19 protein-coding genes and 1 riboswitch are annotated in these 26,642 nt (G+C 75.8%); of the genes, 14 read left to right on the forward strand and 5 right to left on the reverse strand.

Features of this window, described 5'->3' with window-relative positions; translation table 11 throughout:
* Positions 1 to 113: 113 nt before the first annotated feature.
* The 3 genes from ACI78R_RS13145 to glgX form a co-directional block, all read right to left on the reverse strand.
* A complete protein-coding gene (locus ACI78R_RS13145) occupies positions 114 to 689 on the reverse strand; it encodes a transglycosylase family protein (protein ID WP_457041040.1) in 576 nt (191 codons plus the stop codon).
* A gap of 5 nt (positions 690 to 694) precedes the next feature.
* Positions 695 to 821: riboswitch (cyclic di-AMP (ydaO/yuaA leader) on the reverse strand.
* A 159-nt stretch (positions 822 to 980) separates the two neighbouring features.
* Positions 981 to 3,326: a malto-oligosyltrehalose synthase gene (gene treY, locus ACI78R_RS13150; protein ID WP_457041041.1), complete on the reverse strand. Its 2,346-nt coding sequence runs from the start codon at positions 3,324 to 3,326 to the stop codon at positions 981 to 983.
* Complete coding sequence (gene glgX, locus ACI78R_RS13155; protein ID WP_457041042.1) at positions 3,323 to 5,440, reverse strand: glycogen debranching protein GlgX; 2,118 nt, start codon at positions 5,438 to 5,440, stop codon at positions 3,323 to 3,325. Before glgX ends, treY begins: the two co-directional genes overlap by 4 nt.
* Positions 5,441 to 5,914: 474 nt before the next feature.
* Here glgX and uvrB point away from each other — a divergent pair, with 474 nt between their 5' ends.
* From uvrB to ACI78R_RS13200, 9 genes are all read left to right on the forward strand, one after another.
* Positions 5,915 to 8,032, forward strand: coding sequence for an excinuclease ABC subunit UvrB (gene uvrB, locus ACI78R_RS13160; protein ID WP_457041043.1), 2,118 nt, complete (start codon positions 5,915 to 5,917; stop codon positions 8,030 to 8,032).
* A 325-nt stretch (positions 8,033 to 8,357) separates the two neighbouring features.
* On the forward strand, positions 8,358 to 9,479 hold the full coding sequence (locus ACI78R_RS13165) for a TerC family protein (RefSeq protein ID WP_336033247.1): 1,122 nt from the start codon (positions 8,358 to 8,360) through the stop codon (positions 9,477 to 9,479).
* A gap of 249 nt (positions 9,480 to 9,728) precedes the next feature.
* Complete coding sequence (locus ACI78R_RS13170) at positions 9,729 to 10,325, forward strand: TerD family protein (protein ID WP_281248082.1); 597 nt, start codon at positions 9,729 to 9,731, stop codon at positions 10,323 to 10,325.
* Between the two features lie 162 nt (positions 10,326 to 10,487).
* A complete protein-coding gene (locus ACI78R_RS13175) occupies positions 10,488 to 11,873 on the forward strand; it encodes a VWA domain-containing protein (protein WP_457041044.1) in 1,386 nt (461 codons plus the stop codon).
* Positions 11,874 to 11,962: 89 nt separating this feature from the next.
* Positions 11,963 to 13,165 carry an HpcH/HpaI aldolase/citrate lyase family protein gene (locus ACI78R_RS13180; RefSeq protein WP_457041045.1) on the forward strand — a complete coding sequence of 401 codons (1,203 nt, stop codon included), beginning with the start codon at positions 11,963 to 11,965 and terminating at the stop codon, positions 13,163 to 13,165.
* Positions 13,162 to 14,460 (forward strand): phosphoribosyltransferase domain-containing protein, encoded by a 1,299-nt coding sequence (locus tag ACI78R_RS13185; RefSeq protein WP_457041046.1) that lies wholly within the window; start codon positions 13,162 to 13,164, stop codon positions 14,458 to 14,460. The genes ACI78R_RS13180 and ACI78R_RS13185 overlap by 4 nt, the downstream gene beginning before the upstream one ends.
* Positions 14,457 to 15,584, forward strand: coding sequence for a cysteine protease StiP family protein (locus ACI78R_RS13190; RefSeq protein ID WP_457041047.1), 1,128 nt, complete (start codon positions 14,457 to 14,459; stop codon positions 15,582 to 15,584). The genes ACI78R_RS13185 and ACI78R_RS13190 overlap by 4 nt, the downstream gene beginning before the upstream one ends.
* Positions 15,581 to 16,399 (forward strand): hypothetical protein, encoded by an 819-nt coding sequence (locus ACI78R_RS13195; protein ID WP_457041048.1) that lies wholly within the window; start codon positions 15,581 to 15,583, stop codon positions 16,397 to 16,399. The genes ACI78R_RS13190 and ACI78R_RS13195 overlap by 4 nt, the downstream gene beginning before the upstream one ends.
* Before the next feature lie 2 nt (positions 16,400 to 16,401).
* Positions 16,402 to 17,268, forward strand: coding sequence for an alpha/beta hydrolase fold domain-containing protein (locus ACI78R_RS13200; protein ID WP_457041049.1), 867 nt, complete (start codon positions 16,402 to 16,404; stop codon positions 17,266 to 17,268).
* 8 nt (positions 17,269 to 17,276) lie between these two features.
* On the opposite strand, the gene ACI78R_RS13205 is transcribed toward ACI78R_RS13200, so the two are convergent.
* Entirely contained in the window at positions 17,277 to 18,563 is a 1,287-nt protein-coding gene (locus tag ACI78R_RS13205; protein WP_457041050.1) for a hypothetical protein, read from the reverse strand.
* 260 nt (positions 18,564 to 18,823) lie between these two features.
* Here ACI78R_RS13205 and ACI78R_RS13210 point away from each other — a divergent pair, with 260 nt between their 5' ends.
* From ACI78R_RS13210 to ACI78R_RS13230, 5 genes are all read left to right on the forward strand, one after another.
* Positions 18,824 to 19,942: a DUF475 domain-containing protein gene (locus tag ACI78R_RS13210; RefSeq protein ID WP_217651216.1), complete on the forward strand. Its 1,119-nt coding sequence runs from the start codon at positions 18,824 to 18,826 to the stop codon at positions 19,940 to 19,942.
* A 142-nt stretch (positions 19,943 to 20,084) separates the two neighbouring features.
* Positions 20,085 to 20,702 (forward strand): AIM24 family protein, encoded by a 618-nt coding sequence (locus ACI78R_RS13215; RefSeq protein ID WP_336033257.1) that lies wholly within the window; start codon positions 20,085 to 20,087, stop codon positions 20,700 to 20,702.
* A 3-nt stretch (positions 20,703 to 20,705) separates the two neighbouring features.
* Entirely contained in the window at positions 20,706 to 21,350 is a 645-nt protein-coding gene (locus ACI78R_RS13220) for an AIM24 family protein (protein ID WP_073420305.1), read from the forward strand.
* Positions 21,351 to 21,360: 10 nt separating this feature from the next.
* Positions 21,361 to 22,335, forward strand: coding sequence for an AIM24 family protein (locus ACI78R_RS13225; protein ID WP_457041051.1), 975 nt, complete (start codon positions 21,361 to 21,363; stop codon positions 22,333 to 22,335).
* A gap of 65 nt (positions 22,336 to 22,400) precedes the next feature.
* Positions 22,401 to 24,347 (forward strand): prolyl oligopeptidase family serine peptidase, encoded by a 1,947-nt coding sequence (locus ACI78R_RS13230; protein WP_457041052.1) that lies wholly within the window; start codon positions 22,401 to 22,403, stop codon positions 24,345 to 24,347.
* On the opposite strand, the gene ACI78R_RS13235 is transcribed toward ACI78R_RS13230, so the two are convergent.
* Entirely contained in the window at positions 24,344 to 26,641 is a 2,298-nt protein-coding gene (locus tag ACI78R_RS13235) for a hypothetical protein (RefSeq protein WP_457041053.1), read from the reverse strand. The genes ACI78R_RS13230 and ACI78R_RS13235 overlap by 4 nt on opposite strands.
* Between the last annotated feature and the right edge of the window lies 1 nt (position 26,642).

The raw sequence follows: 26,642 nt of genomic DNA on the forward strand, positions 1-26,642 counted from the left end.
GAAATGGGGGTCACCCCCGGGGGGGTGGGGGGGTGACGGGCCGTTTTGGCCCGGGGTGGGGCCCCCAAACCCCGGGGGGGGCGGCGGGGGGCCCCCGGCCCCCCCCACGCGGGTCACGGCAGCTGCAGCACCTGGCCGACCGAGATGCGGTTCGGGTTCGGCACCTCGGCGCGGTTGGCGGCCCACAGGGCCCGCCAGCCGCCGTGGACGCCCTCGGCTCGGGCGATCTTGGCGAGGGTCTCGCCGCGGACGACGGTGTGCGTGTCGCCGGAGGTGGCGGGCGCGGCGGCGGGGGCCGCCGCGGGGGCCGGGGCCGGTGCCGCGGCGGGGGACCCCGCCTCGGGCGCCGACGGGTCCAGGGCCTTGCCGCAGGTGGGCCAGGCGCCCGGGCCCTGGACGTCGAGCGTGCGCTCGGCGACGGCGATCTGCTGCTCCTTCGTGGCCAGGTCCGCGCGCGGCGCGTAGGACAGGCCGCCGAAGGCCTCCCAGGTGCTCTGGCTGAACTGCAGCCCGCCGTAGTAGCCGTTGCCGGTGTTGATCGACCAGTTGCCGCTGGACTCGCACGCGGCGACGGCGTCCCAGTCGTTGGGGGCGGCGGCCGAGGCAGGGCCGGCGGCGACGCCGAGCGCGACCGCGGCCGCGCCGGTGGTCACGAGGGCACGGCGGAGCAGGGACGTGGACGTGCGCATGGGGGTACTCCGATCCGCCGCCTGCGAGGTGAGCTGTCGGGTTCGGAGCGATCGGTGCCCCGGCCGCACGGACGTGCGGCTTCACCCCCAGGCGCTGGTCCGGTCCCCCCGTGACCACGGCGCAGACGCCGAGATGGGTCCCCCACCCCCGTCCTGGCTGTGCAGAGGTGCGGAGGCCGGTGGACGGGGTTCGGCGGGCCGGCTCCGGCGCCCTCCCGGTGTGGGAGAGCGCCGGGCCACGGTAACGGTCAGGTCACGCGACGCCTCACGCGCCCCAGCCGCAGCCGCCCGTCAGTCGCGGACGAGCAGCGCCACCGGCAGCCGGGCGAGCAGCTCGCCCACCGGCGTCCCGCCGGCGTCGGAGACCACCCGGGTGCCGGTCAGGACGTCCCGCCAGGCGCCGGTGGGGAGCGCCAGCGCGGTGTCGCCCCAACCCGACGCCGCCAGCGCCACGGGCAGCCGCGTCGCCACGGGGACCGCGCCACCCTGCTCTGCGGACCCGCGGTCGAAGGCGACGACGTGGCCGGCCGCGCTGCCGGTCGCCCGCACCGGCGTGTAGCCGGTGAACAGCTCCGGGCGGTCCCGGCGCAGGCGCAGCGCCCGCGAGGTGACGAGCAGCTTCGCCGCGCCGGTGTCGTCGACCTCCGGCACCTCCCCGCCGTCGAGCCGGGCCAGCAGCGCGCGCCGCGCGTCGTAGTCGACCGGCCGGCGGTTGTCCGGGTCGACCAGCGAGTGGTCCCACAACTCGGTGCCCTGGTAGACGTCGGGGACGCCGGGCATCGTCAGCTGCAGCAGCTTCTGCGCCAGCCCGTTCGACCGCCCGGCCGGCGCGATCCGCGCGACGAACGCCTCGATCTCGCTGTGGGTCGTCGCGTCGTCGAAGGCGGCGTCGACCATCGCGTGCAGCGCGGCCTCGAACTCCTCGTCGACGTCGGTCCACGTCGTCGACAGCCCGGCCTCCCGGGCCGCCTTCTCCGCGTAGGCGTGCGCCCGCTCGCGGGAGAGCGGCCAGGCGCCCACCAGGTTCTGCCACACCAGGTGCGCCAGCGGCCGGTCGGGCAGCGGGTGGCGCGACAGCCAGCCGCGCACCAGGTCGGCCCACTCGGGGGTGACCTCGGCGAGGACGGCCAGGCGGGCCCGGGTGTCCTCGCTGCGCTTGGTGTCGTGCGTGGTGAGGGTGGTCATCGACTCGGGCTTGCGCGCGAGCCGCCGGGCCTGCGCCTCGTGCCACTCGTCGGCGGTGGCGCCGAAGCGGGCCGGGTCGCCGCCGACCTCGTTGAGCACCACGAACCGCGCCCACCGGTAGTAGGCGCTGTCCTCGACGCCCTTGGCCATCACCGGGCCGCTGGTCTGCTCGAAGCGGGTGGCCGCCTCGGTGCCGGCCTGCGCCAGCACCGGGTGCAGCGCGTCGACCGCCGCCACCAGGTCGGGCCGGCGGTCGCGCACGGCGGCCACCGCGGCGTCGAGGTGCTCGCGCCCGTCGGGCAGGTAGCTGCGGTAGACCGAGAAGGTGGCCAGCAGCTCGGCCAGGGCCTCCGTCTGCGTCGCGGCGTCGACGCCCGGCAGCTCGCCGATCACGCGGACCAGCCGGGCGACCTCGGAGCCGAGGATCCCGTCGGTCACCTCGCGCTTGCAGTCGTGCACCAGCTGCGCGTAGTCGACCTCCCGGCCGGCCAGCTCGGTGTCGAGCGCGGTCAGGCCCGCCTCGCCGGCCGGGTCGACGAGGACGTCGCCGACCTCGGCGAGCGCGTCGTAGCCGGTGGTGCCGGCGGTGCGCCAGCTCTCGGGCAGGTCCTCGCCGGGCTCGAGGATCTTCTCGACCACGGTCCAGCGCCCGCCCGAGGCCTCGGCCAGCCGGTCGAGGTAGCCCTTCGGGTCGGCGAGGCCGTCGGGGTGGTCGATCCGCAGCCCGTCGACGGCACCGTCCTCGACCATCCGCAGCACCAGCTCGTGGGTGGCGCGGAAGACCTCCGGGTCCTCCACCCGCAGCCCGGCGAGGGTGTTGATGGCGAAGAACCGCCGGTAGTTGAGGTCGGCGTCCGCGCGCCGCCAGTCGACCAGCTCGTAGTGCTGCCGGTCGTGCACCTCCTGCGGGGTGCCGTCGCCGGTGCCGGGGGCGAGGGGGAAGCGGTTGTCGTAGTAGCGCAGCTCCCCGTCCACCACCTCCAGCTTCTCGACGTCGTCGGCCGAGCCGAGCACCGGGATGCGCACGCGCCCGCCGCCGAAGTCCCAGTCGACGTCGAACGCCGACGCGTGCGCGCTGTCGCGGCCGTGCTGCAGCACGTCCCACCACCACGGCGCCTCGGCCGGGTCGGCCACGCCCATGTGGTTGGGCACGAGGTCGAGCACCAGGCCCAGGCCGGACCCGTGCAGCGCGGCGACGAGCCGGTCGAAGCCCTCCTGCCCGCCCCGCGTCTCGTCGACGTGCGCGTGGTCGACGGTGTCGTAGCCGTGCGTGCTCCCCGCCGCCGAGCGCAACAGCGGGGAGGAGTACGCGTGGCTGACGCCGAGGTCGGCCAGGTAGCCGGCCACGGCCGCGGCGTCGTCGAGGGTGAAGTCGGCGGTCACCTGCAGCCGGTAGGTCGCCGTCGGGACGGCCCTCCGGCGAGCGGCGTCGCCGTCGGTCGCCTCGGTCACGGGGCGGCCTGCAGGACGACGGTGGCGCGCGCCTCGACCCGGACGGTGTCGCCGGCCTTGACCTGCACCGGCTCGACGGCACCCATCTCGGCGGTGTCGACGACGACCGTCCAACCCTCGGCGTACTCGCCCGGCGGCACGGTGAACTCGATCGGCTCGTGGTGGGCGTTGAAGGCCAGGTAGAAGCAGTCGTCGACGACGTCCTCGCCGCGCTCGTCGGTCTCCCGGATGCCGTGGCCGTTGAGGTACATGGCCAGCGACTTGGCGAACCCGGCGTCCCAGTCCTCGTCGCTCATGAGCTCACCGGCCGGGGTGAACCAGGCGACGTCCTGCACCGGGTCGCCCTCCTCGCGGCGCACCGGGCGGCCGTGGAAGAACCGGCGGCGGCGGAAGGTCGGGTGCTCGGTGCGCAGCCGGGTGACCAGCTTGGTGAACTCCAGCAGCCCCTCGTCGACCGAGTCCCAGTCGATCCAGGTCAGCTCGGAGTCCTGGCAGTAGCCGTTGTTGTTGCCGCCCTGCGTGCGGCCGAGCTCGTCGCCGTGCAGCAGCATCGGCACGCCCTGGCTGAGCATCAGCGACACGAGGAAGTTGCGCCGCTGGCGCCCCCGCAGCTCCAGCACCTCGGCGTCGTCGGTCTCGCCCTCGACGCCGCAGTTCCAGCTGCGGTTGTGGCTCTCGCCGTCGTTGTTGTCCTCGCCGTTGGCCTCGTTGTGCTTCTCGTTGTAGGAGACGAGGTCGTTGAGCGTGAAGCCGTCGTGCGCGGTGACGAAGTTGATGCTCGCCACCGGCCGGCGGCCGGAGTGCTTGTAGAGGTCGGCCGACCCGGAGATCCGGCTGGCGAACTCGCCGATCGTGGCGTCCTCGCCGCGCCAGAAGTCGCGGACGGTGTCGCGGTACTTGCCGTTCCACTCGGTCCACAGCGCCGGGAAGTTGCCGACCTGGTAGCCGCCGTCACCGATGTCCCACGGCTCGGCGATGAGCTTGACCTGGCTGACGATCGGGTCCTGGTGGACCAGGTCGAAGAACGCCGAGAGCCGGTCCACCTCGTGGAACTGGCGGGCCAGGGTGGAGGCGAGGTCGAAACGGAACCCGTCGACGTGCATCTCGGTCACCCAGTAGCGCAGCGAGTCCATGATCAGCTGCAGCGCCTGCGGGGTGCGGACGTTGAGCGAGTTCCCGGTGCCCGTCGTGTCCATGTAGTACTGCTCGTCGCCCTCGACCAGCCGGTAGTAGGTCCGGTTGTCGATGCCCTTGAACGACAGCGTCGGGCCCATGTGGTTGCCCTCGGCGGTGTGGTTGTAGACGACGTCGAGGATGACCTCGATGCCGGCCTCGTGCAGCGTCCGGACCATGCCCTTGAACTCCTGGACCTGCTGGCCGTCGGTCTGCTGCGCGTACTCGTTGTGCGGCGCGAAGAAGCCGATCGTGTTGTAGCCCCAGTAGTTGCGCAGGCCCTTCTGCAGCAGCGTGTCGTCCTGCACGAACTGGTGCACGGGCATGAGCTCGATCGCGGTGATGCCCAGGGACTGCAGGTGCTCGATGACCGCCGGGTGCGCGATGCCGGCGTAGGTGCCCCGCAGCTCCTCCGGGATGCGCGGGTGGGTCATCGTCAGGCCCTTGACGTGGGCCTCGTAGATGACCGTCTTGTTGTAGGGCGTCCGCGGCGGGCGGTCCACGCCCCAGTCGAAGTACGGGTTGACGACGACGGACTTCGGCATGTGCGGCGCGGAGTCGTCGTCGTTGCGCTCGCCGGACCCGAAGCGGTAGCCGAAGCAGGCCTCGTCCCAGTCGATGTTGCCGTCGATGGCCTTGGCGTAGGGGTCGAGCAGCAGCTTGTTGGGGTTGCAGCGCTGCCCGTTCTCCGGGTCGTAGGGGCCGTGCACGCGGAAGCCGTAGCGCTGCCCGGGCTGGATGCCGGGGAGGAAGGCGTGCCACACGTAGCCGTCCATCTCGGGGAGCCGGATCCGCTCCTCGTTGCCCGCCTCGTCGAAGAGGCAGAGCTCCACCTTCTCCGCGACCTCGCTGAAGATGGCGAAGTTCGTCCCGGTGCCGTCGTAGGTGGCGCCGAGGGGGTAGGCGGAACCGGGCCACACCTGGGTCCGGGGCTGGGTCATGGACGTCGTTCCTCCTGCAGGGGGCGCCCCGGGCGGGGGTCCGGGACGCGGTGGCCCCCCGCCACGGCCGTCGGCAGGGGGTCTGGGCACGGGCTGCCCGCCCGTCCCTTGCCCGATCCGGCCCGGCCCACACCTGCCGCGGTGCAGGTCACGTCCCGCCCGTCCCGGCGGTCCCGGTGGTCCCGGCGCCGCGACGACGACGCCCCCCACGGCGGGGCCGCGGGGGGCGTCGTGCGCAGGTCCGGCGGCGCCTGTCCGGCGGCCGGGGAGCGGCGCCGGGTCCGACCTCGCCCTGTCCGGGTGGCACTGGTCCCTGCGCGCTCCTGCGAGGCGACACGCTAGCGGGGACGGCGCGCCGGGACGAGCACCGAGGCCCCTCCCGGCCCACCGGCACGGTCCCGTCCGTCCCGCCCGGCGCAGTCGCACGTCCCGTCCCAGCGGTTTCTGTCGCACGCCGGTCGTACCGTCGTCCCCGTGCGCGCGACCACCGACATCCGGCCCACCCAGGGGCGTTTCCGCGTCGTCAGCGAGTTCCAGCCCTCGGGTGACCAGCCGGCCGCCATCAAGGCCCTCGCCGAGCGGGTGAACGCCGGCACGCAGGACTCGGTGCTGCTGGGCGCCACCGGCACCGGGAAGTCGGCCACCACCGCCTGGCTCATCGAGCAGGTGCAGCGGCCCACGCTGGTGATGGCGCCGAACAAGACCCTCGCCGCCCAGCTGGCCAACGAGTTCCGCGAGCTGCTGCCCGACAACGCCGTCGAGTACTTCGTCTCGTACTACGACTACTACCAGCCCGAGGCCTACGTCCCGCAGACCGACACCTACATCGAGAAGGACTCCTCGATCAACGAGGAGGTCGAGCGGCTGCGGCACTCGGCCACCAACAGCCTGCTCACCCGGCGCGACGTCGTCGTGGTCTCCACCGTCTCCTGCATCTACGGCCTGGGCACGCCGTCGGAGTACGTCGAGCGGGCGCTGAGGATCTCGGTGGGGGAGGAGCGCGACCGCGACGAGCTGCTGCGCACCCTGGTCACCGAGCAGTACACCCGCAACGACCTGTCCTTCACCCGCGGCACGTTCCGGGTGCGCGGCGACACGATCGAGGTCTTCCCGGTCTACGAGGAGCTCGCCGTCCGGATCGAGATGTTCGGCGACGAGGTGGAGCGGCTGTACTACCTGCACCCGCTCACCGGCGAGGTCGTCCGCGAGGTCCAGGAGCTGTTCGTCTTCCCCGCCAGCCACTACGTCGCCGGTCCCGAGCGGATGGAGCGGGCGATCGGCACCATCGAGGCCGAGCTCGAGGGGCGGCTGGCGGAGCTCGAGAAGCAGGGCAAGCTGCTGGAGGCGCAGCGGCTGCGCATGCGCACCACCTACGACATCGAGATGATCCGCCAGGTCGGCTTCTGCTCGGGCATCGAGAACTACAGCCGGCACATCGACGGCCGGGCGCCGGGCTCCGCGGGCGCCTGTCTCATCGACTACTTCCCCGACGACTTCCTCCTGGTCATCGACGAGTCGCACGTGACCGTCCCGCAGATCGGCGGCATGTACGAGGGCGACATGAGCCGCAAGCGGACGCTCGTCGAGCACGGCTTCCGGCTGCCCTCGGCGATGGACAACCGCCCGCTGAAGTGGGAGGAGTTCACCGACCGGATCGGCCAGACCGTCTACCTGTCGGCCACCCCGGGCCCCTACGAGTTGGGCCGCGTGCAGGGCGACGTCGTCGAGCAGGTCATCCGCCCGACCGGCCTGGTCGACCCGGAGGTCGTCGTCAAGCCGACCAAGGGCCAGATCGACGACCTGGTGGGCGAGATCCGCGAGCGCACCGACAAGGACGAGCGGGTCCTGGTCACCACCCTGACCAAGAAGATGGCCGAGGACCTCACCGACTACCTGCTCGAGCTCGGCATCAAGGTCCGGTACCTGCACTCCGAGGTCGACACGCTGCGCCGGGTCGAGCTGCTGCGGGAGCTCCGGCAGGGCGAGTACGACGTGCTGGTCGGCATCAACCTGCTGCGCGAGGGCCTCGACCTGCCCGAGGTGTCGCTGGTCGCCATCCTCGACGCCGACAAGGAGGGCTTCCTGCGGTCGGGCACGTCGCTGATCCAGACGATCGGCCGCGCCGCCCGCAACGTGTCCGGCCAGGTGCACATGTACGCCGACACGATCACGCCCTCGATGGCCACGGCGATCGAGGAGACCAGCCGGCGCCGCGAGAAGCAGATCGCCTACAACCGCGAGCGGGGGATCGACCCGCAGCCGCTGCGCAAGAAGATCGTCGACCTCCTCGACGGGATCTACCGCGAGGCGGAGGACGGCGGGGCCGAGCTCGTCGGCGGGTCGGGCCGGCAGCAGTCGCGCGGCAAGGCGCCGGTGCCGGGGCTGTCGTCGAAGACGAAGGCGAAGGGCAAGGCCGGGGCGATCGACGTCCAGGGCCTGCCGCGCGCGGAGCTCGCCGACCTGATCAGCCAGATGAACGACCAGATGCTGGCCGCCGCCCGCGAGCTGCAGTTCGAGGTGGCCGCCCGGCTGCGCGACGAGCTGACCGAGCTCAAGAAGGAGCTGCGCCAGCTCGACGCCGCGCACGCCTGACCGGGCGCGCGGGGCCGGCCGGTGCGCCGGCCCCGCGGACCGTGCGCCGGGCCCGGCGGCCCGCGGACGCCTCCGGGTGAGACGGACGCAACCGTCTGCCCGAGTCGGGAACCCGCCGCGCCCCGCCGCCCGTTGAGCGTCCTGGATCCACCCGTGCGACGTTCCTGCGCCTCGCGGACCGGGTCCTGCGTGGAGGGGAGTATCCCGCCGCGGTGGCGTCGTCAGCACGGGCCGCAGGACCCCGGCGCCACCGGCCGACCGCGATGCGGTCGGTGGGAGAGACCTCCGGTGCTGACAACTGCCAGTGGACCGGAGGTACCACCGTATGGACGTCCCCTTCTGGGTGTGGGCGATCACCGTCGGCGCGATCATCGCGATGATCGCGTTCGACTTCGTCGGGCACGTGCGCACCCCGCACGCGCCCTCGCTGCGGGAGGCGGCCACCTGGTCGGCGGCCTACGTCGCCATCGCCGTCGTGTTCGGCATCGGGGTGTGGATCTTCGCCGGCGGCCAGTACGGCGGTGAGTACTTCGCCGGCTACATCACCGAGAAGAGCCTGTCGGTCGACAACCTCTTCGTCTTCGTCCTGATCATGGCCAGCTTCGCGGTGCCCCGGGAGCTGCAGCAGAAGGTGCTGCTGTTCGGCATCGCGTTCGCGCTGATCCTGCGGACGGTTTTCATCTTCCTCGGCGCCGCGGCGATCGAGAACTTCAGCTGGGTCTTCTACCTCTTCGGTGCCTTCCTCATCTACACCGCGGTCGCGCAGGCGCGGGCCGGCGGCGACGACGACGAGGAGTTCAAGGAGAACGGCTTCCTGCGCCTGGTCCGCCGGGTCGTCCCGACGACGTCGGACTACCACGGCGACCGGATGACCACGAAGCTCGACGGCAAGCGCTTCATCACCCCGCTGGCCATCGCCCTGGTCGCCATCGGCAGCGCCGACATCCTCTTCGCCGTCGACTCGATCCCGGCGATCTTCGGCCTGACCGAGGAGACCTTCCTCGTCTTCGCCGCCAACGCCTTCTCGCTGCTCGGTCTGCGCCAGCTGTTCTTCCTCATCGACGGCCTGCTCGACCGCCTCGTCTACCTGCACTACGGCCTGGCGGTCATCCTCGGCTTCATCGGGATCAAGCTGCTCATCCACGCGCTGCACGAGAACGAGCTGCCCTTCATCAACGGCGGCGAGCACGTCACCGCCATCCCGGAGATCCCGACCTGGCTGTCGCTCCTGGTCATCGTCGTCACGCTGGCCGTCACCACGGTGGCGAGCCTGGCGCGCAGCCGCCGCGATGCCCGCGAGGCCGCCGCGGTGGGCGCCCCGGAGCCCAGCGCGGGCCACGACGCGGCCGCCGTCGCCGGGGAGACCGGGACCCCGACCGTCCGCACCGACGGCGACGTCTCGCCTGCGGTGCGTGCCGACGAGCGCGGCGGGCACCGCTCCTCCTGACCCGGCCGGGCCGGGCGGGTGCTCGGGCGGCTCCCGCCCGGCCCCGCCCGGCACCCGGGTCGCGGCACCTGTTCACCCGGGTGACCGTGCGGCAGTATCCGAGACACGTCCGCTCCGCCGGGTGCCCGACCGGCACCCGGTGCGGCGGTGCCGGGGGACGGTGCCGGGCGCCCGCGCCCGCGTCCCCCGGTCGCACCGGCCCGCCGGTGCGCTGCGCAGCGGCGACCGCCGCGGCGCTCGACGACAGTCATGGGAGCTCAACAGATGGGTGTCAGCCTCTCCAAGGGCGGGAACGTCTCGCTGACCAAGGAGGCGCCGGGTCTGACCGCCGTGAACGTCGGCCTCGGCTGGGACGTCAACACGTTCTCCGGCGGCGACTTCGACCTGGACGCGTCGGCGATCATGCTCGACGCCGGCGGACGGGTCACCCCGGACGACTCGGGCTTCATCTTCTTCAACAACCTGCGCAGCGCCGACGGCTCCGTCGTCCACGTCGGTGACAACCTCACCGGCCAGGGCGAGGGCGACGACGAGGTCATCCAGGTCAACCTGGCCGGTGTCCCGCCGACCGTCGACAAGATCGTCTTCCCGGTGTCGATCTACGACGCCGACAACCGCAAGCAGAACTTCGGCGCGGTCCGCAACGCGTTCATCCGCGTCGTGAACCAGGCGAACGGCTCCGAGATCGCCCGCTACGACCTCACCGAGGACGCCTCGGTCGAGACCGCCATGGTCTTCGGTGAGCTGTACCGCAACGGCGCCGACTGGAAGTTCCGCGCCGTCGGCCAGGGCTACGCCTCCGGCCTGCGCGGCATCGCCCAGGACTTCGGCGTCAACGTCGGCTGACCTGCCGCACCCCCCGCCGGGCCCGGACGCCACCGCGTCCGGGTCCGGCGCCCCGGCCGGCGGGGACCCCGCCCGCCGCACCCCGAGCCCCCCGAGACCCGGAGGACCCGCCGTGTCCGCACCCGCCCGCCGCCTCCCGGCGCACCCCGCCTGAGCCGCCCGGTGGTCCACGTCCTCACCCGGGGCGGCAACGTCGGCCTCGCCCAGGCCGGCCTGACCGGCCCCGTCGTCGTCACCCTGACCTGGAAGCCCGCGCCCGGGGTCGACGCCGACCTCTCGGCGTTCCTCACCACCGGCGCCGGCCGGGTCCGCAGCGACGACGACTTCGTCTTCTACAACCAGCCCGCGGGGGCCGGCGGCGCGGTGCGCCACCTCGGCAAGTCCGCCCGCGGCGGCGCCACCGTCGACCAGGTGCGCATCGACCCCGCGGCGCTCCCGGCCGACGTCGAGAAGGTCGTCATCGGCGCCTCGCTCGACGGCGCCGGCACCTTCGGCGGGCTGTCCGGGCTCGCCGTCGAGGTGGGCGCCGAGGGCGGCGGTCCGGCCGCGGTGCGCTGCGAACTCGCCGCCGGGCCCGAGACCGCGCTTGTGTTCGCCGAGGTGTACCGCCGCGGCGCCGAGTGGAAGGTCCGCGCCGTCGGGCAGGGCTACACCAACGGCCTGGCCGGCCTGGCCACCGACGTCGGCGTCAGCGTCGACGACGAGCCCGCTGCCGCGCCCGCCGCGGCAGCCGCGGCGCCTGCCGCCGCCCCGCCGCCGCCCGCCGCACCGGCCGCGCCGCCGGTCAGCATGGAGAAGCGCCGGCTGGTCGACCTCGAGAAGAAGCTCGCGACCTCCGCGCCGCAGATGCTCAGCCTGGTCAAGACCGCCGGGGTCAGCCTGGAGAAGCGGGGCCTCGGCGAGCACACCGCCCGGGTCGCGCTGGTGCTCGACATCTCCGGCTCCATGGCCGCGCTCTACCGCGCCGGCGCCGTCCAGCGGCTCGCCGAGCGGGTGCTCGCGCTCGGCCTGCGGTTCGACGACGACGGCGTCGTCGACGTCTTCCTGTTCGGCAAGGACGTGCACCGGCCCGAGCCCGGCCTGCGCCTGGAGGGCCACCAGCAGTACATCGCCGACCTCACCCGGCAGTACCCGCTGGAGTACGACACCCGCTACGGCGCCGCGATGGCCGCCGTCCGGCAGGCGTACTTCGGCGACAGCCGCGAGCGGGTCGAGCCGCAGCCCGCGCAGGTGCCCGTCTACGTCATGTTCCTCACCGACGGCGCCCCGAGCGACAAGTCGGTGGCCACCCGGCAGATCAAGGCGGCGTCCTACGAGCCGGTGTTCTGGCAGTTCATGGGCATCGGCCCGGAGCGGCAGTTCTCCTACCTGCAGCGGCTCGACGACCTCGACGGCCGCTACACCGACAACGCCGACTTCTTCGCCGTCGACCAGGACGACCTCATGGGCCGCCGGCCGATCAGCGACGACGCGCTGTTCGACCGGCTCATGACGGAGTACCCCGGCTGGCTCCAGCGGGCCCGCGCGCAGGGCCTGCTCCGTCCCTGAGTCGCACCGTCCCTGACCGTTCCCGGCCCGACACCTGCCGTTCCGACGGCGGCCAGCCCGCATCCAGCAGAGGGTGAGAGGGATCTGACGTGCGCCACTTCGCTTACCTGACCGACGTCGAGCGTGCCCGGCTGTTCGCCGTCCCACCCGGGGACGTGGGCCCGGCGACGCCACGGGCCCAGCTCGCCCTGGCCCTCGGCGCCACCCTCTACAGCCCCGGCACCCGGCCGGCCCTGGACGCCGACGCCGTCCGGGCCGCCGCGGTCGGCGCCACGAGCACCGTCTGGTGCCTGGAGGACGCCATCCCGCACGCCGCGGTCGGCGAGGCCGAGGCCAACGTCGTCGCCGCCCTCCAGCGCCTCGACCGCCGGGCGGCCGACGGCGACCCGGCGCCGCTGCCGCTGGTCTTCGTGCGGGTCCGCACTCCCGGGCAGATCCGCTCGATCGCGCTGGCCGCCGGTCCGGCGCTGGCCCGGCTCACCGGCTTCAGCCTGCCCAAGGCCACCGGCGCCACCCTCGGCCCGATGCTCGAGGCGATCGCCGAGGTGGGCGCCGCCACCGGCCTGCCGCTGTACGGCATGCCGATCCTCGAGACGCCCGACCTCGCCTGGCGGGAGACCCGCGCCGAGGCGCTGGCCTCCCTCGCCGCGGTCGTCGAGGCGTACCGCGAGATCGTGCTGTGCCTGCGGGTGGGCGGCACCGACCTGTCGGGGCTGTTCGGCCTGCGCCGCGACCGCGACACCACCATCTGGGACGTCGCCGTCGTCCGCGACTGCCTCGCGGACGTCGTCAACCGGTTCACCCGGGGCGGCGAGCACGTGGTCACCGGCGCGGTGTGGGAGCACATCCCCGGGCAGCGCCTCTTCAAGCCGCAGCTGCGCCAGTCGCCCTTCACCCAGCAGGACGAGGGCCCGCTGCGGCAGCAGCTCATCGCCGGTGACCTCGACGGCCTGGTGCGCGAGGTGGCCCTCGACAAGGCCAACGGCGTGCTCGGCAAGACCGTCATCCACCCGGCGCACGTGTCGGTGGTCAACGCCCTGCTCACCGTCTCCCGCACCGAGTACGACGACGCCCTGGAGATCCTGACCGCCCGCGGCCGGGGCGGCATCGCGGTGTCGGAGCACGGGCGGATGAACGAGATCGGCCCGCACGCGCTGTGGGCGGAGCTGATCAGCCGCCGCGCCGCGGTCTACGGCGTCGTCGCCGACGAGGCCGCGCTGGTCGAGCTGCTGGCGGCCGGCAGCCGCCGGCTGGCCGAGGTGTTCGCGGCGGGGGAGGCGCGGCGCGCGTGACGGCCACGCTCTCCGGTGCAGCAGGACCCGGCGGGGACGTCGTCGCCGCAGGGATCGGCGGCACCGTCTCCCGCCTGCTCGACGTGCGGCCCGCCGACCCCAGCCCGTTCGCCGCGCTGTGCGGCCTGGCGCTGCGCGACAACCCGCGCCGCGCGCACCTCGTCGTCTCCCGGGTGCTCGGCAAGCACGTGCCGGTCCCGCCGGCCGACGTGATCGCCGCCGCGGACGCCCTCGGCGACGAGGTGGCCGCCCTGCTCGGCGGGCGGACGCCCGGGCTGGTCGTCGGCTACTGCGAGACCGCCACGGGCCTCGGGCACGCCGTCGCCGCCCGGCTCGGGGCGCCGGCGCTGTCGACCACCCGCCGCGTGCACCCGGGCGTGCCGGTGGCCGCGGCGTTCGAGGAGGAGCACTCGCACGCCGTCGCGCACGCGCTGCAGCCCGCCGGTGCGGTGTCGCTGGACGCCCCCGGCCCCCTCGTCCTCGTCGACGACGAGCTGACCAGCGGCCGCACCGTGCTCAACACGGTCGCGGAGCTGCAGGCCCGCTGGCCGCGGGAGCGCTACGTCGTCGCCACGCTGCTCGACGCCCGCCCGCCGGCCGCCCGGGCCGCGTTCGCCGAGCGCGCCGCCGAGCTGGGGGTGCGGGTCGACGTCGCCGCCGTCCTCGGGACGTCGCTCGACCTGCCGGACGACGTGCTGTCGCGGGCCGCCGCGGCGCGCGCCGCGCTGCCCGCCCCGGCGCCGCCGCCGTCCGGGGCGCCCGGTGCGGTGCGCGTGCACGCCGGGCTCTGGCCGGCCGGCGCGCCGACCACCGCCCGGCACGGCCTGACGGCCGCCGGCACCGCCGCGCTGCAGCGGGCCGCCGCGGAGGCCGCCGCCGCGCTCGCCCCGGCGCTCGCCGGCAGCCGCGGCGTCCTCGTGCTCGGCACCGAGGAGCTCATGTACGCGCCGACCGTGCTCGCCGCCGCCCTGGCCGGCCGGCTCGCCGGCGTCCCCGTCACCACCCAGTCGACCACCCGGAGCCCCGTGCACGCCGCCGACGACCCCGGCTACGCCCTGCGCCGCAGCCTCGCCTTCCCCGCGCCCGACGAGCCGTCGCGCACCTCGCTCGTGCACAACCTCGCCGACCCGGCCGCCGTCCCGGCCGGGCGCTGGTCGGACCTGCGCGCCGCCGACGTCGTGGTCGTCGTCGACGCCCCGGCCGCCGACGCCGCTCCGCTGGCCGAGGCGCTGCGCCCCTTCGCCGCCCGCGCCGTGCACCTGGTGCCCGTGCCGCTCTCAGAGCCGGCCCCGTGACCGCGCTGCAGCCGGGCCTCGCGCCCGCCGTCCCCGGCCGGTTCGGCTCCTACGCGCCCGAGGAGGTGACCTGGCTGCTCACCGACCTGTCCTCGGTCGCGCTCGAGCGCGGCACGGAGGACCGCGAGGAGGCCATCCAGTCGGGCACCCACTACTCGGAGATGCTGCCGGTCGAGTACCAGCCCGACGAGGCGTACCTCGCGCTCTTCACCGCCGCGCTGGAGGCCTCCGCGCAGCGCCTGGCCGACGCCGTCGCCCGGGTCGGCGAGCTGGTCTGGGACGCCGCGGCCGCGTCCGGGCAGACGCCGGTGCTGGTCTCCCTCGCCCGCGCCGGGACGCCGATCGGCGTGCTGCTGCGCCGCTGGTTCCTCGCCTCGCGCGGCGTGGAGGTGCCGCACTACACCGTCTCGATCATCCGGGGCCGCGGCATCGACCAGGTGGCCATGGCGCACGTGCTCGCGCGGCACCCGGCGGCGGCGGTGCGCTTCGTCGACGGCTGGACCGGCAAGGGCGCGATCCAGCGGCAGCTCACCGAGGCCGTCGCCGCCTGGGCCGCCGCGCACCCGGAGGACGCCGCGCTGGACGACCGGCTCGCCGTCCTCGCCGACCCCGGCGTCTGCACCGAGCTGTACGGCACCCGCGACGACTTCCTCGTCCCGAGCGCCTGCCTCAACAGCACGGTGTCGGGCCTGGTCAGCCGCACGGTGCTGCGCGAGGACCTCATCGGCCCGGGCATGTTCCACGGCGCGAAGTACTACGCCGAGCTCGCCGGCGCCGACGTCTCCGCGCTGTTCGTCGACACCGTCGCCGCCGCGTTCCCCGCGACCCCGCCCGCCGACGACGTCCCGCCCGCCGAGCGCCGGCCGACCTGGGCCGGGTGGGCCGCCGTCGAGGCGATCGCCGCCGGGTTCGGCATCGCCGACGTCAACCTGGTCAAGCCCGGGGTGGGGGAGACCACGCGCGTGCTGCTGCGCCGGGTGCCCTGGCAGGTGCTGGTGCGCCCGGACCGCGCGGAGGACCTGCGGCACGTCGTCGCGCTCGCGCGGGCCCGCGGGGTGCCGCTGGTGGAGGTCCCCGACCTGCCGTACTCGTGCGTCGGGCTGATCCGGCCGGTGGGCCGGTGACCGCCGTCCTGCCGGCCACCGGGCCGACCACCGTGGCCGCCGTCGACCTCGACCGCACGCTCATCTACTCGGCGTCCGCGGCGGGGACGACCGAGGGCCTGCAGGTGGTCGAGCACCTCGACGGCGCCCCGCTCAGCTCCGCCACGCCGACGTCCTGGGAGCTGCTGGCCGAGCTGTCCCGCCGCGCCGTCCTGGTCCCGGTGACCACCCGCACCGAGGCCCAGTACGGCCGGGTGCTGCTGCCGGTCGTGCCCCGGTACGCGCTGTGCGGCAACGGTGGCGTGCTGCTCGCCGACGGCGTCCGCGACCCGGAGTGGGACGCCTGGGCGGCCGCCACCGCCGCGGAGGCCGCGCCGCTGCCCGAGCTGCTCGCGCCCCTGGAGGCGGTGGCCGGCGAGCCGTGGGTGCGCACGGTGCGCGCGGCCGAGGGCCTGTTCGGGTACCTCGTCGCGCACTCCCGCGACGGCATCCCGGAGGACTGGCTGGCCGCCACCACCGACGCCGCCACGGCCGCGGGCGCCACGCTGAGCGTCCAGGGCCGCAAGGTCTACGTCGTCCCCGCGGGGCTGTCGAAGGCCGCCGGGCTGCTGCGGCTGCGCCGGCTGCTCGCGGGGGAGGGGCCCGCGCCGCGGCTGCTGTGCGCCGGCGACAGCCTGCTCGACGCGCCGATGCTGCTGGCCGCCGACGCCGCCGTCCGCCCCGCGCACGGCGAGCTGCACGAGCAGGGCTGGACCGGCGCCCGGGTCGCGGTCACCGACGCCACGGGCGCGGCGGCCGGCGAGGAGATCGTGCGCTGGCTGCTTGCGCGGGCCTGACCGTGCCGGTCCGGGCGGACCTGGCCGGGCTGGTGCCGGAGACCCGAGCCTTCTACGCCGCGCGCGGGGAGCGGCGCGGGCCGGCCTCGGCCGACGAGCTGCGCGCCGTCCGCGCGCAGCTGCCGCCGGTGCGCCCGCCCGACGCGCACGCCGGCGCGGTCCCGCTGTGGGTCCACGAGCCGGACGGCGCGGCGCGCGGCGCCGTCCTGGACGTCCCGGGCGGCGGGTTCACCCTCGGGCCGACGGCGGCCGGGCTGGCGCGGGCTGCGGAGACGGCGCGGTCGCTCGGCGTCGCCGTCGTGGTCCCCGGGTACCGGCTCGCGCCCGAGTCCCCGTGGCCAGCCGCGCCGGACGACTGCGAGACCGCCGCGCGCTGGCTGCTGGAGCACGCGCCGGCCCGGTTCGGCACCTCCGCGCTGGCGGTCGCCGGCAGCTCCGCCGGGGCCACGCTCGCCACGACGACGCTGCTCCGGCTCCGCGACGCCGGCCTCGCCGGGGCGTTCGCGGGCGCGGTGCTCGAGTACGGCACCTTCGACCTCAGCGGCGCCACGCCCGCGGGCCGGCGGATCGCCGGCGAGTGGTTCCTCGAGGCGTACGCCGGGGCGGTGCCCGACCGCACCCTGCCCGACGTCTCGCCCGCCTTCGGCGACCTGCGCGGGCTGCCGCCGGTCCTGCTCGTCGTCGGGGAGCACGACGTCCTGCTGGACGACGACCTGGCCATGGCCGACCGGCTGGCCGCGGCGGGCGTCGACGTCGACGTCCGCGTCTACCCGGAGCAGCCGCACGGCTTCACCGGGCACCCGACGGCGATGGCCCGCGCCGCCCGCGCGGAGCGCGACGCCTGGCTGCTCGCCCGGCTCGGCGCCTGACTCGGCGGCTAGTCCGCGCGGGCGGTGCGCACCAGCGCGGCCAGGCCCCGCTCGATCGACTCGGCCTCGCGCAGCACCGCGCCCCAGTCCGGCCGCTCGCCTCGGGCGGCCGACTCCAGCGCCGGCAGCCGGCGCGCGAGGTCCTCGAAGGTCCGGCGGAAGCGGCGGGCCCGCTCCTCGGGCAGCCCGCCGAGGAAGCGCCGGGCGTCGACGACGGCGCGCTGCACCTCGCCGAGCAGCGACCCGGGGTCGGCGGCGACGGCGTCCAGACGGGACAGCCGGCCGGTCGCGGCGCGCACCTCGTCGTCGACCCGGCCGGCCGCGGCACGGACCCGGGCCAGCAGCGCCTCGGCCTCCGGCACGTCGAGCGGGGGCTCGCGCAGCGCCGCGGTCAGCGCCGCCAGGGCCGCGTCGGCCTCGGCCAGCTCCTCGGCCGCCCGCTGCGGCGCCCGCTCGACGTCGGACCACGCCGACAGCGGGTAGCGCCGCCGCAGCTCGCTCATCACCGGCGCCAGCCGCTCGTGCCGGGTGCCGAGTGCCTCCCGGCGGGTGCGCACCGACGCCGCGCCCCGGCGCACCGCGTCGGCCCGGTCGCCCAGCCCGCGCAGCCGCTCGGCGGCGGCGTCGGCGGCCCGGCGGGCCCGGGACGCGGCCGCGGCGGCGTCGGCGGCGCGGCGCTCGGCCAGCGCCGCCGCCGCGGTGGCGAGGGCGGCGTCGGCCTCCCCGAGCAGGGGCGCGACGCCCGCGTCGGCGAGCCCGGTGCCGGCGAGCCCGTCCCGCGCGGCGGCGGCCGCGGTGCGGGCCTCCCGCGCCGCGGTCACCTCGGCGGCGGCCGCGGCCCGGGTGCGGGCGGCGGAGGCGAGCACCTCGCCGTACTGCTCGCGGAAGCGCAGCACCTGCGCGTGGACCTCGCGCAGCGCGGTGGCGGCGGCGCCCAGGTCGGCGGCGGCGCGGGTGGGGTCGGACGCGCCCGGCCCGTCGGCGGCGTTGTTGGAAAGCGCCTGCAGATAGTGTCCAATGACCGCGTCGGCGTGGGTCGAGAGATCCCGCCAGTCACGGGCCAACGAGTCGGGAGCGGGGATGCGGTGCTGAGCCCGTCGTCCGCCCGTCCCCCGTGCCGGGGCCGCGCCGGCCTCCTCGGCCGCGGCGACCGCGTCGGGCAGGTCCGCCAGGGCGACGTCGAGGTCGAGCATCGCGGCGGCCGCCGCCTCGCGCGCGGCCGCGGCCTCCCGCAGACCGGCGTCGCGGTCGCGGCGCCACCAGCGGGGAGCGGGTGCACCACCGAGCCCGCCCACGTCCGACTCCTCCCGCGCGACCGGGGCGGTCGCGCCCCGGCGCGGTCTGCCTACCACGTCGGGACCGGCCGCCCCCGGACGGGCGGCCCGGACCGCCCGGTCGGCTGAGCCCGTCCCGCCCGTCGCCCGCCGGAGGGCGGCGGGAACCGCAACCGCGCCCCTCCCGTTGGTAACCGGGGCCCGCGTCCCGGCCGATCCGGCCCGGTGAGCGCGGGCCCGTCGTCGCCGCCTGGTCGACCAGGCGCCGGAAAGGAAACCTGATGCTCCGCTACTTCGGCTTCTCCGTCGGTCTGACGGTGGCCGCGCTCGTCACCGCGGTGGTGTTCGGCGGGCCGGCGGCCCTGCTGGCCGTCGCGGTCCTCGGCGTCCTCGAGGTCTGCCTCTCGTTCGACAACGCCGTGGTGAACGCCAAGGTGCTGCGCCGGATGAGCCCGCTGTGGCGGAAGCTGTTCCTCTACGTCGGCATCTTCATCGCCGTGTTCGGCATGCGCCTGCTGCTGCCGATCGTGCTGGTGTCGGTGACCGCCTCGCTGTCGATCCCCGAGGTCTGGGACCTGGCGCTCAGCGACCAGGAGGCCTACGGCTCGGCCGTCGAGGACGCCGCCGAGGCCATCTACACCTTCGGCGGCATCTTCCTGCTGATGATCTTCCTGAACTTCCTCTTCGACGAGGACCGGGAGATCCACTGGCTGTCGTGGCTGGAGCGCCCGCTGGCCAAGGCCGGCAAGCTGCCCTACCTCGCCATCGTCATCGCGCTGGCCACCATCTACGTCGGCTCGCAGATCGCCGACGACGACAAGTACGCGACCGTCCTGATGTCCGGTCTCGCCGGCCTGTTCACCTACCTGCTCATCGGCGGCCTCAACGAGCTCATGGAGGCCCCGGAGACCGACGAGGACGAGGACGTCGACGCCACCGGCGGGACGACCTCCGGCGGCAACGCGGCCGGGGCGGCGACCAAGGCCGTGGCCGGCGCCGGTGCGGCCGCGTTCCTCTACCTCGAGGTGCTCGACGCGTCGTTCTCCTTCGACGGCGTCATCGGCGCGTTCGCCATCAGCAGCGACATCTTCATCATCGCGCTGGGCCTGGGCATCGGCGCCTTCTGGGTGCGGTCGCTGACCATCTACATGGTCGACAAGGGCACCCTCGACGAGTACCGCTACCTCGAGCACGGCGCCATGTGGGCCATCGGCTTCCTGGCCGTGATCATGATCCTCGAGCTGCGGTTCCACATCAGCGAGTACGTCACCGGCCTGACCGGCCTGCTGTTCATCGTCGCCGCGGTGATCAGCAGCATCGTGGCCAGCCGCCGCGAGGCCGCGGAGGTGCCCGCCGGCACCGCCGAGCAGCGCGACGAGGTGACCGCCGGCCGGCGCTGACGCACCGGCTCTCCAGCGGCCCCGGGGCACCCGCCCCGGGGCCGCTGGTGCGTCCGGGGAGGCCGGGGCGGGGGACCTACCGCCGGCCGGGACTTCGCGGATACGGTCCGGCCGGTCCCCGCACCCGTCCCGAGAGGCATCCGTGGCTCAGCTCACCGCCCACAAACGCGTCCTGCACGCCGACCTCCACGGCGACCGCATCCGGGCCGCCAGCGGCTCGATGGTCGCCGTCGAGGGCAACGTCGACTTCAAGAGCTCCGGCATGGGCGGGGGCGGCGGCATGCGGGCGGCGCTCAAGCGCGCCGTCGCCGGCGAGAGCATCTCGCTGATGGACTGCTCCGGCTCCGGCCGGGTGTACCTCGCGCTGGACGCGATGGACGTCCTCGTCGTCGACCTGGCCGGCGACACGCTCACCGTGGAGAGCGAGCACATCCTCGCCCACACCGAGCAGCTGCGCCTCGACGTCCAGTTCTCCGGGCTGCGCGGCGTCACCAGCGGGCAGGGCCTGGCGACGACGACGGTCTCCGGCCACGGCCAGGTCGCCCTGGTGTCCGAGGGCCCGGTCATGGCGCTGGAGGTCGCCCCCGGCGCGGACCTCGTCGTCGACCCCGACGCCTACGTCGGCTCCCGCGGCCAGCTGTCGATGAACCTGGTCTCCGGCGTCTCCTGGAAGTCCCTCGTGGGCGAGGGCTCCGGCGAGCCCTTCTCCCTCCGCTTCACCGGGCACGGCCTGGTGCTCGTCCAGTCCGCGGAGCGCTGACCCGTGAGCTTCGAGACCGTCAACAGCAAGGTCGTGCGCGCCCACGTCAGCGCGTCGACGCCGGTGCTGGCCCGCCGCGGCGCGATGCTCGGCTACTCCGGGCAGGTCACCTTCCGGCCGGTGCACGGCCAGGGCCGCGGCATCGGCGGCATGGTCGGCGCGGCCATGTCCGGGGAGTCCAACGCGATGATGGCCACCGAGGGCACCGGCCAGGTGCTCTACGGCTACAAGGGCCTGCACGTCACCGTCCTCGAGCTCGACGGCGGCGCGCCCCTGGTCTGCGAGGCCGACCGGCTGCTCGCCCACGACGCGAACCTGCAGACCAGCGTCCAGTTCCTCGGCTCCGGCGGCATGAAGCAGGCGATCAGCGGCGCGATGACCGGCCAGGGCCTGTTCACCACCAACGTCCACGGCCGCGGCTCGGTCGCGGTGCTCTCGCACGGCGGGGCGTTCCCGCTGCAGCTCAACGGGCAGCAGGTCGGCGTCGACCCGCAGGCCTACGTCGGCCACGTCGGCCAGCTGTCGGTGGACCTCGCCGCCAAGGTGGGCTTCCGCGACGTCGTCGGCCGCGGGTCCGGCGAGGCGTTCCAGTTGAGGATCAGCGGCCACGGCACCGTGTACGTGCAGGCCAGCGAGCAGAAGTTCTGAGGCGGCGACGATGACCTACCCACCCGGCAACCCCTACGGCGGCGGCAACCCCTACGGCGGGCAGCCGCAGCCCGGCTACGGCCAGCCCCCGGGCAACCCCTACGGCCAGCCGCAGCCGGGCTACGGGCAGCCCCCGCCCGGGTACGGCCAGCCGCCGCCCGGGTACGGCCAGCCGCCCCCGCCCGGCTACGGGCAGCAGCCGCCGTACGGGGGCCCGCCGCCCCAGGGCGCGCCCAGCGGCGTGCCGGCCACGCTGAACCCGCAGTCGCTGCCCGACGACGACAACGTCAACCCCTACGTGTTCTGCATCGCGCTCAACGGCGAGTGGTTCATGAGCAAGGGCGCGATGCTGGCCTACTACGGCAACATCCAGTTCGACGCCGTCACGGAGTACTCCTCGGTGCAGGCGTGGGTGGCCAACCGGTTCTCCAGCCCGGTCTACATCCAGGACTGGGTGGTCGCCCAGGGGCACGGCAAGCTGCTCATCGGCGACCGCGGCTTCGACCTCAACGCCTACGACCTCGACGACGGCAACCTGACGATCAAGGCGAGCAACCTCTGCGCGTTCTCCAAGCAGCTGGAGCTCAAACAGTCGATCGTGCCGGGCTTCGTCACCCTCATCGGCACGGGCAAGTTCATCGCCTCGTCGAACGGGCCGGTGATCTTCGTCGAGCCGCCGTTCCGGGCCGACCCCGATGCGCTGCTCGGCTGGGCCGACTGCCCCTCGCCGTCGGTGCACCACGACGCGCAGTGGATGACGCAGAACATCCGCGGGATGATCTCCGGCGCGCTGGGCCGGGCCTCCGGCGAGGAGCGGCAGTACGACTTCACCGGGCAGGGCACGATCCTGCTGCAGTCCTCGGAGATCGCCCGCGAGGACCCGGCGGTGCTGCGGCTGGTCGAGTCGCAGACCCAGCTGCTCACCAACGCCCAGGCCGGGTCCCTCGGCCAGCGGCTGGTCGCCCGCGCGCAGCAACAGCACTGAGCGCACCCCGGCCGGGTCCCGCGCGGACCCGGCCGGGGTGAGCGCTGCACTACGCTCGGTAGGCCATGCGGCCCGCCGACCTCGCCCTGCTGCGCACGCCGGGGGTGCCCACCGTCTCGCCCGACGGGCGGATCGCGGTGGTGGCCGTGACGGCCCCCGACGTCGACGCCGACGAGTACCGCGGGCGGCTGTGGGCGGTGCCCACCGACGGCTCCGCGCCGGCCCGCCCGCTCACCGCCGGGGCCCGCGACTCCGCGCCGGCGTTCTCCCCGGACGGCCGCTGGCTGGCCTACCTGTCCGCCGAGCCCGGCGGCCGGCCGCAGGTGCACCTGCTGCCCACCGCCGGGGGCGCCCCGCGCCGGCTCACCGGCGCCCCGCTCGGCGCCGGCGCCCCGGTGTGGTCGCCGGACTCCCGCCGGCTCGCCTGGGTGGCGCGCGTCCCCGAGGAGGGCCGCTACGGCACCCCGGACGCCGACGGCCGGGTGGTGCCGCCGGAGGCCGAGCCGCCGCGGCTGGTCACCCGGCTGCGGTCGCGGCTCGACGACGTCGGGTACACCGCCGACCGGCCCTCCTGCGTGTTCGTCCTCGACCTGCCCGCCGACCCGCTGGCCGACGACGTCCCGGAGCCCCGCCGGATCACCGACGGGTCGGGCGAGGACGCCGACGTCGCCTGGTCGCCCGACGGCGCGCTGCTGGCCTTCGTCTCCGCCCGCCACCCCGGTGCCGACCGCGACTGCGTGCGCGACGTGTTCGTCGTCCCGGTGACCGGCGGGCGGCCGCGGCGGGTGACCCGCAGCCGCGGCGAGTGCCGGCTGCCGGCGTTCGACCCGGCCGGCACCACGATCTACGTCACCGCCCGCCCCGACCTCGGCCCCGACGGGCTCGACGTCGCCGCCCGCTCCTTCACCCTGTGCCGGGTCTCCTTCGGCGGCGGGGAGCTCGAGCCGGTGCTCGACCCCGCCGAGGACGGCCGCGGCGACGAGACCCCGGCGACGGTGCTCTCCGGCGGGGCCGCGCTGGTCGGCGTCGAGCGGCGGGGCGGGGTGGAGCTGTTGCGGGTGCCGCTGGACGGCGGCCGGCCCGAGACCCTCGTCGACGGCCCGTTCACCGTGCGCGGATTCGCCGCGGCGGGCGGGGTCGTCGTCGCCACCGTGGCGCACGACCGCTCGGCCGGGGAGCTGGTGGCGCTCACCCCCGGGCGGCGCCGGCTGCTCACCGGCTTCGGGACGGCGCTCGGCGCCACCGGCCGGCTGCACCGCGCCGCCGAGCGCACCGCCGCCGCCCCCGACGGGACGCCGGTGCACGGCTGGGTCACCGTGCCGCCGGGGGAGGGCCCGCACCCGGTGCTGCTGCTGGTGCACGGCGGGCCGTTCACGCAGGTGGGGTGGTCGCTGCTCGACGAGGTGCAGGTGTACGTCTCGGCCGGCTACGCGGTGGTGCAGTGCAACCCGCGCGGCTCGTCGGGCTACGGCGAGGCGCACGGCCGGGCGGTCGTCGGGGCGTGGGGCGGGCCCGACGCCGACGACGTGCTGGCCTTCCTCGACGCGGCGCTCGCCGACCCCGCGCTCGACGCCGGCCGGGTGGGCATCGCGGGCGGCTCCTACGGCGGCTACCTCACCGCGCTGCTGCTCACCCGCACCGACCGGTTCGCCGCGGCCGTCGTGGAGCGGGCGCTCACCGACCCGGTGTCCTTCGCCGGCACCAGCGACATCGGCTGGTGGTTCGCCGGCGCCCACCTCGGCGAGGACGCGGCGAGCCCGCTGGCCGCCGCCGAGCAGATCCGCACGCCCACCCTGGTCGTGCACTCCGAGGACGACGAGCGCTGCCCGGTCGAGCAGGGGCGGCGGCTGTTCGTGGCGCTGCACCGGCGCGGGGTGCCCACCGGGCTGCTGCTGTTCCCCGGCGAGGGGCACGAGCTGACCCGCTCCGGCCGGCCGCGGCACCGGGTGGCCCGCTTCGAGCACCTGCTCGCCTGGTGGGACCGCTGGCTGCCCGTGGGCGCGGCTGACTAGCCCAGGCGGACCCGCGCGTCCGCCGGCGCCTCGCCGCCCACCAGCAGCCGCCCGCCGACCCGCGTGCACGGGAACAGCGCCACGTGGCCGCCGCCGTCGGGCAGCGGCAGGCCGCCGTCGATCTCGTAGCGGGTGTTGGTGACCTTGCGGCGGGTGCCGTCGTCGGGGCCCTGCGGCGGCGCGTCCGGGCGGACCACCGCGACGACCTCGGTGCAGCCCTCGGGCCAGGTCCAGCGCAGCCGGTCGCCGTCGACCGCCGCGCCGGACACCGGCGGCAGCACCACCCACGCGGCGCTGGGGCCCGCGACGGCCACCGGGCCGGTGCGGACGAGGAGGACGTACTCGGTGACCGGCGCCGAGGGCCGGGCGTCCACCGCGAGCCCCGGGCCCATCGCCGGCACGAGCGCGCCGACGGCGTCGGGGTCGGCGACGGCGGTGCCGGGCGCGGGCGGGGACGCGCCGGCGGGCAGCCGGCGCACCTCCGCCGCGGGGACGTCGTGGACCAGCCGGAGCCGGCGGCCGTGGGGGAGGGCGGTGAGCGAGCCGGCGGGCGGCGCTGCGACGACGGGGGCCGGCTGCGGCGCGGGGGTCTGGCGGGGTCCGGGGGCCTCGCCCGTGGCCGCCTCCGCGGAGGCGACGCCCAGCCGCGAGGCGACGACGACGTGGCCGGTCACCGGGCCGTGGCCGCCGTCCTCCAGCGACGTGCCGGTCGTCGTCCCGACCACCTGGCGGCCGCCGTCGGGCCGCACCCGCAGCACCCGATACTCGACCGGGCCGGCCGACGCCGAGGCCGTCCAGCGCACGTCGCGGGCGCCGCCGGGGGCGGGGACGGCGTGCACGCCGGTGGGCGGGGCGACCGGGAGCGCGGCCAGCTCGGCGCGGGCGGCGGGGTGGTCGGCGACGGCGTCGAGGGCGGCCAGCAGCGCGTCCTCCCGGTCGCGGCCGGTGCAGGGCGGGGCGAGGACGGCGTCGGCCAGCGCCAGCGCCTCCCGCGACCGGCGGAGCAGCTCGGCGGCGTCCTCCCCGCCCGGCCCGGGGACGTCGGCGGCGCTGGGGACGAGCTGCTCGAGCGCGGTCGCGGCGGCGGCGTGCCGCCTGGCCGCCAGCGCGGGCCCGACCGTGCGCCAGGCGGCCTCGGCCCGGGCGGCGGCCTCGGCCACCTCGTCTCGGACGGCCCGGATCGGCGGCAGCAGCTCGCCCGCGGCGGACAGCGCGGCGTCGACGTGCCGGCGGGCGGCGACGGGCCGCCCGTCCCGCAGCGCGGCGCGGGCGGCGGACACCTCGGCCTGCCAGTCGGCCCGGCCGGGCACGCGGGCCGGCGGGGGCGCGGGCACGTCCCCCATGGCGCCCGCCTCGCGGGCCAGGCCGGTGACCACGTCGGCCGCGCGCCGCGGGTCCAGGCCGGCGGCCTGCGCCTCCTGCAGGAGCAGGTACGCGTCGGCGGGGGTGAGCCGGTCCTCCACGAGCACCGCGGACGCGACGCGCGGGCGCAGCGCCGCGCGGACGTCGTCGGCCAGGGCGTCGAGGTAGACGGCGGGGTCGCCGTCGACCAACAGCGTGCCGGCGGCGGCGAGCAGGTCGTCGACGAGGGCGCGGCGCCGGTCGGGGCGGCGCTGCCGGTTGACCACGAGCAGGGCGTCGCGGCGCCGACGGACCGTCTCGCGGTCGGCGGTCGGCGGCAGCTCCAGCAGCGCGTGCAGGCTGGGCACCCGGGCGCCCTCGATCCGCCCGAGCTCCTCGAGGCCGTCGCGGACCTGCCGCAGCACCACGGCGGCGTCGGCCGGCGCTGCGGGTGTCGCCGGGGCCTCGGCGCCGAGCACCCGGTGCCCGCGCAGCCGCGCCTCGAAGGCGGCGTCGTCGAGCCCGGCCGCGGCGGCCATCCCGCGCAGGCCGGCCACCTTGTCGGCCGGCACCCCGCCGAAGCGCTCGGTCAGCCGCTGCAGGGCGGCGTCGAGCTCGGCGTACCGGGCGGCGTCGCGGCGGGCCCGCTCGGCGCGGGTCTGCCCGGCCAGCCACTGCCGCCCGCCGGCGGTGCGCAGCTGCGCGGCGAGGGCGTCGTGCGAGGCGAGCAGCGCGGTGACCAGGCCGCGGTACTTGGGGTGGTCGCGCTGCTTCTGCCAGAACGCCCAGACGGCGTCGACCTGCCGGGCGACGTCGTCGTCGGTGAGCTGCCCGGCGGCGTCGAGGGGGAGGTCGTAGACCTCGAACGGGTCGGTGGCGTCGGCGCCGCCGCGGGCCTCGATGGCGGCGAGGACCCGCTTGCGGTAGCCGTTCCCGTCGAAGGGAGGGAGCACG

The sequence above is a fragment of the Geodermatophilus sp. SYSU D01106 genome (assembly GCF_054049995.1).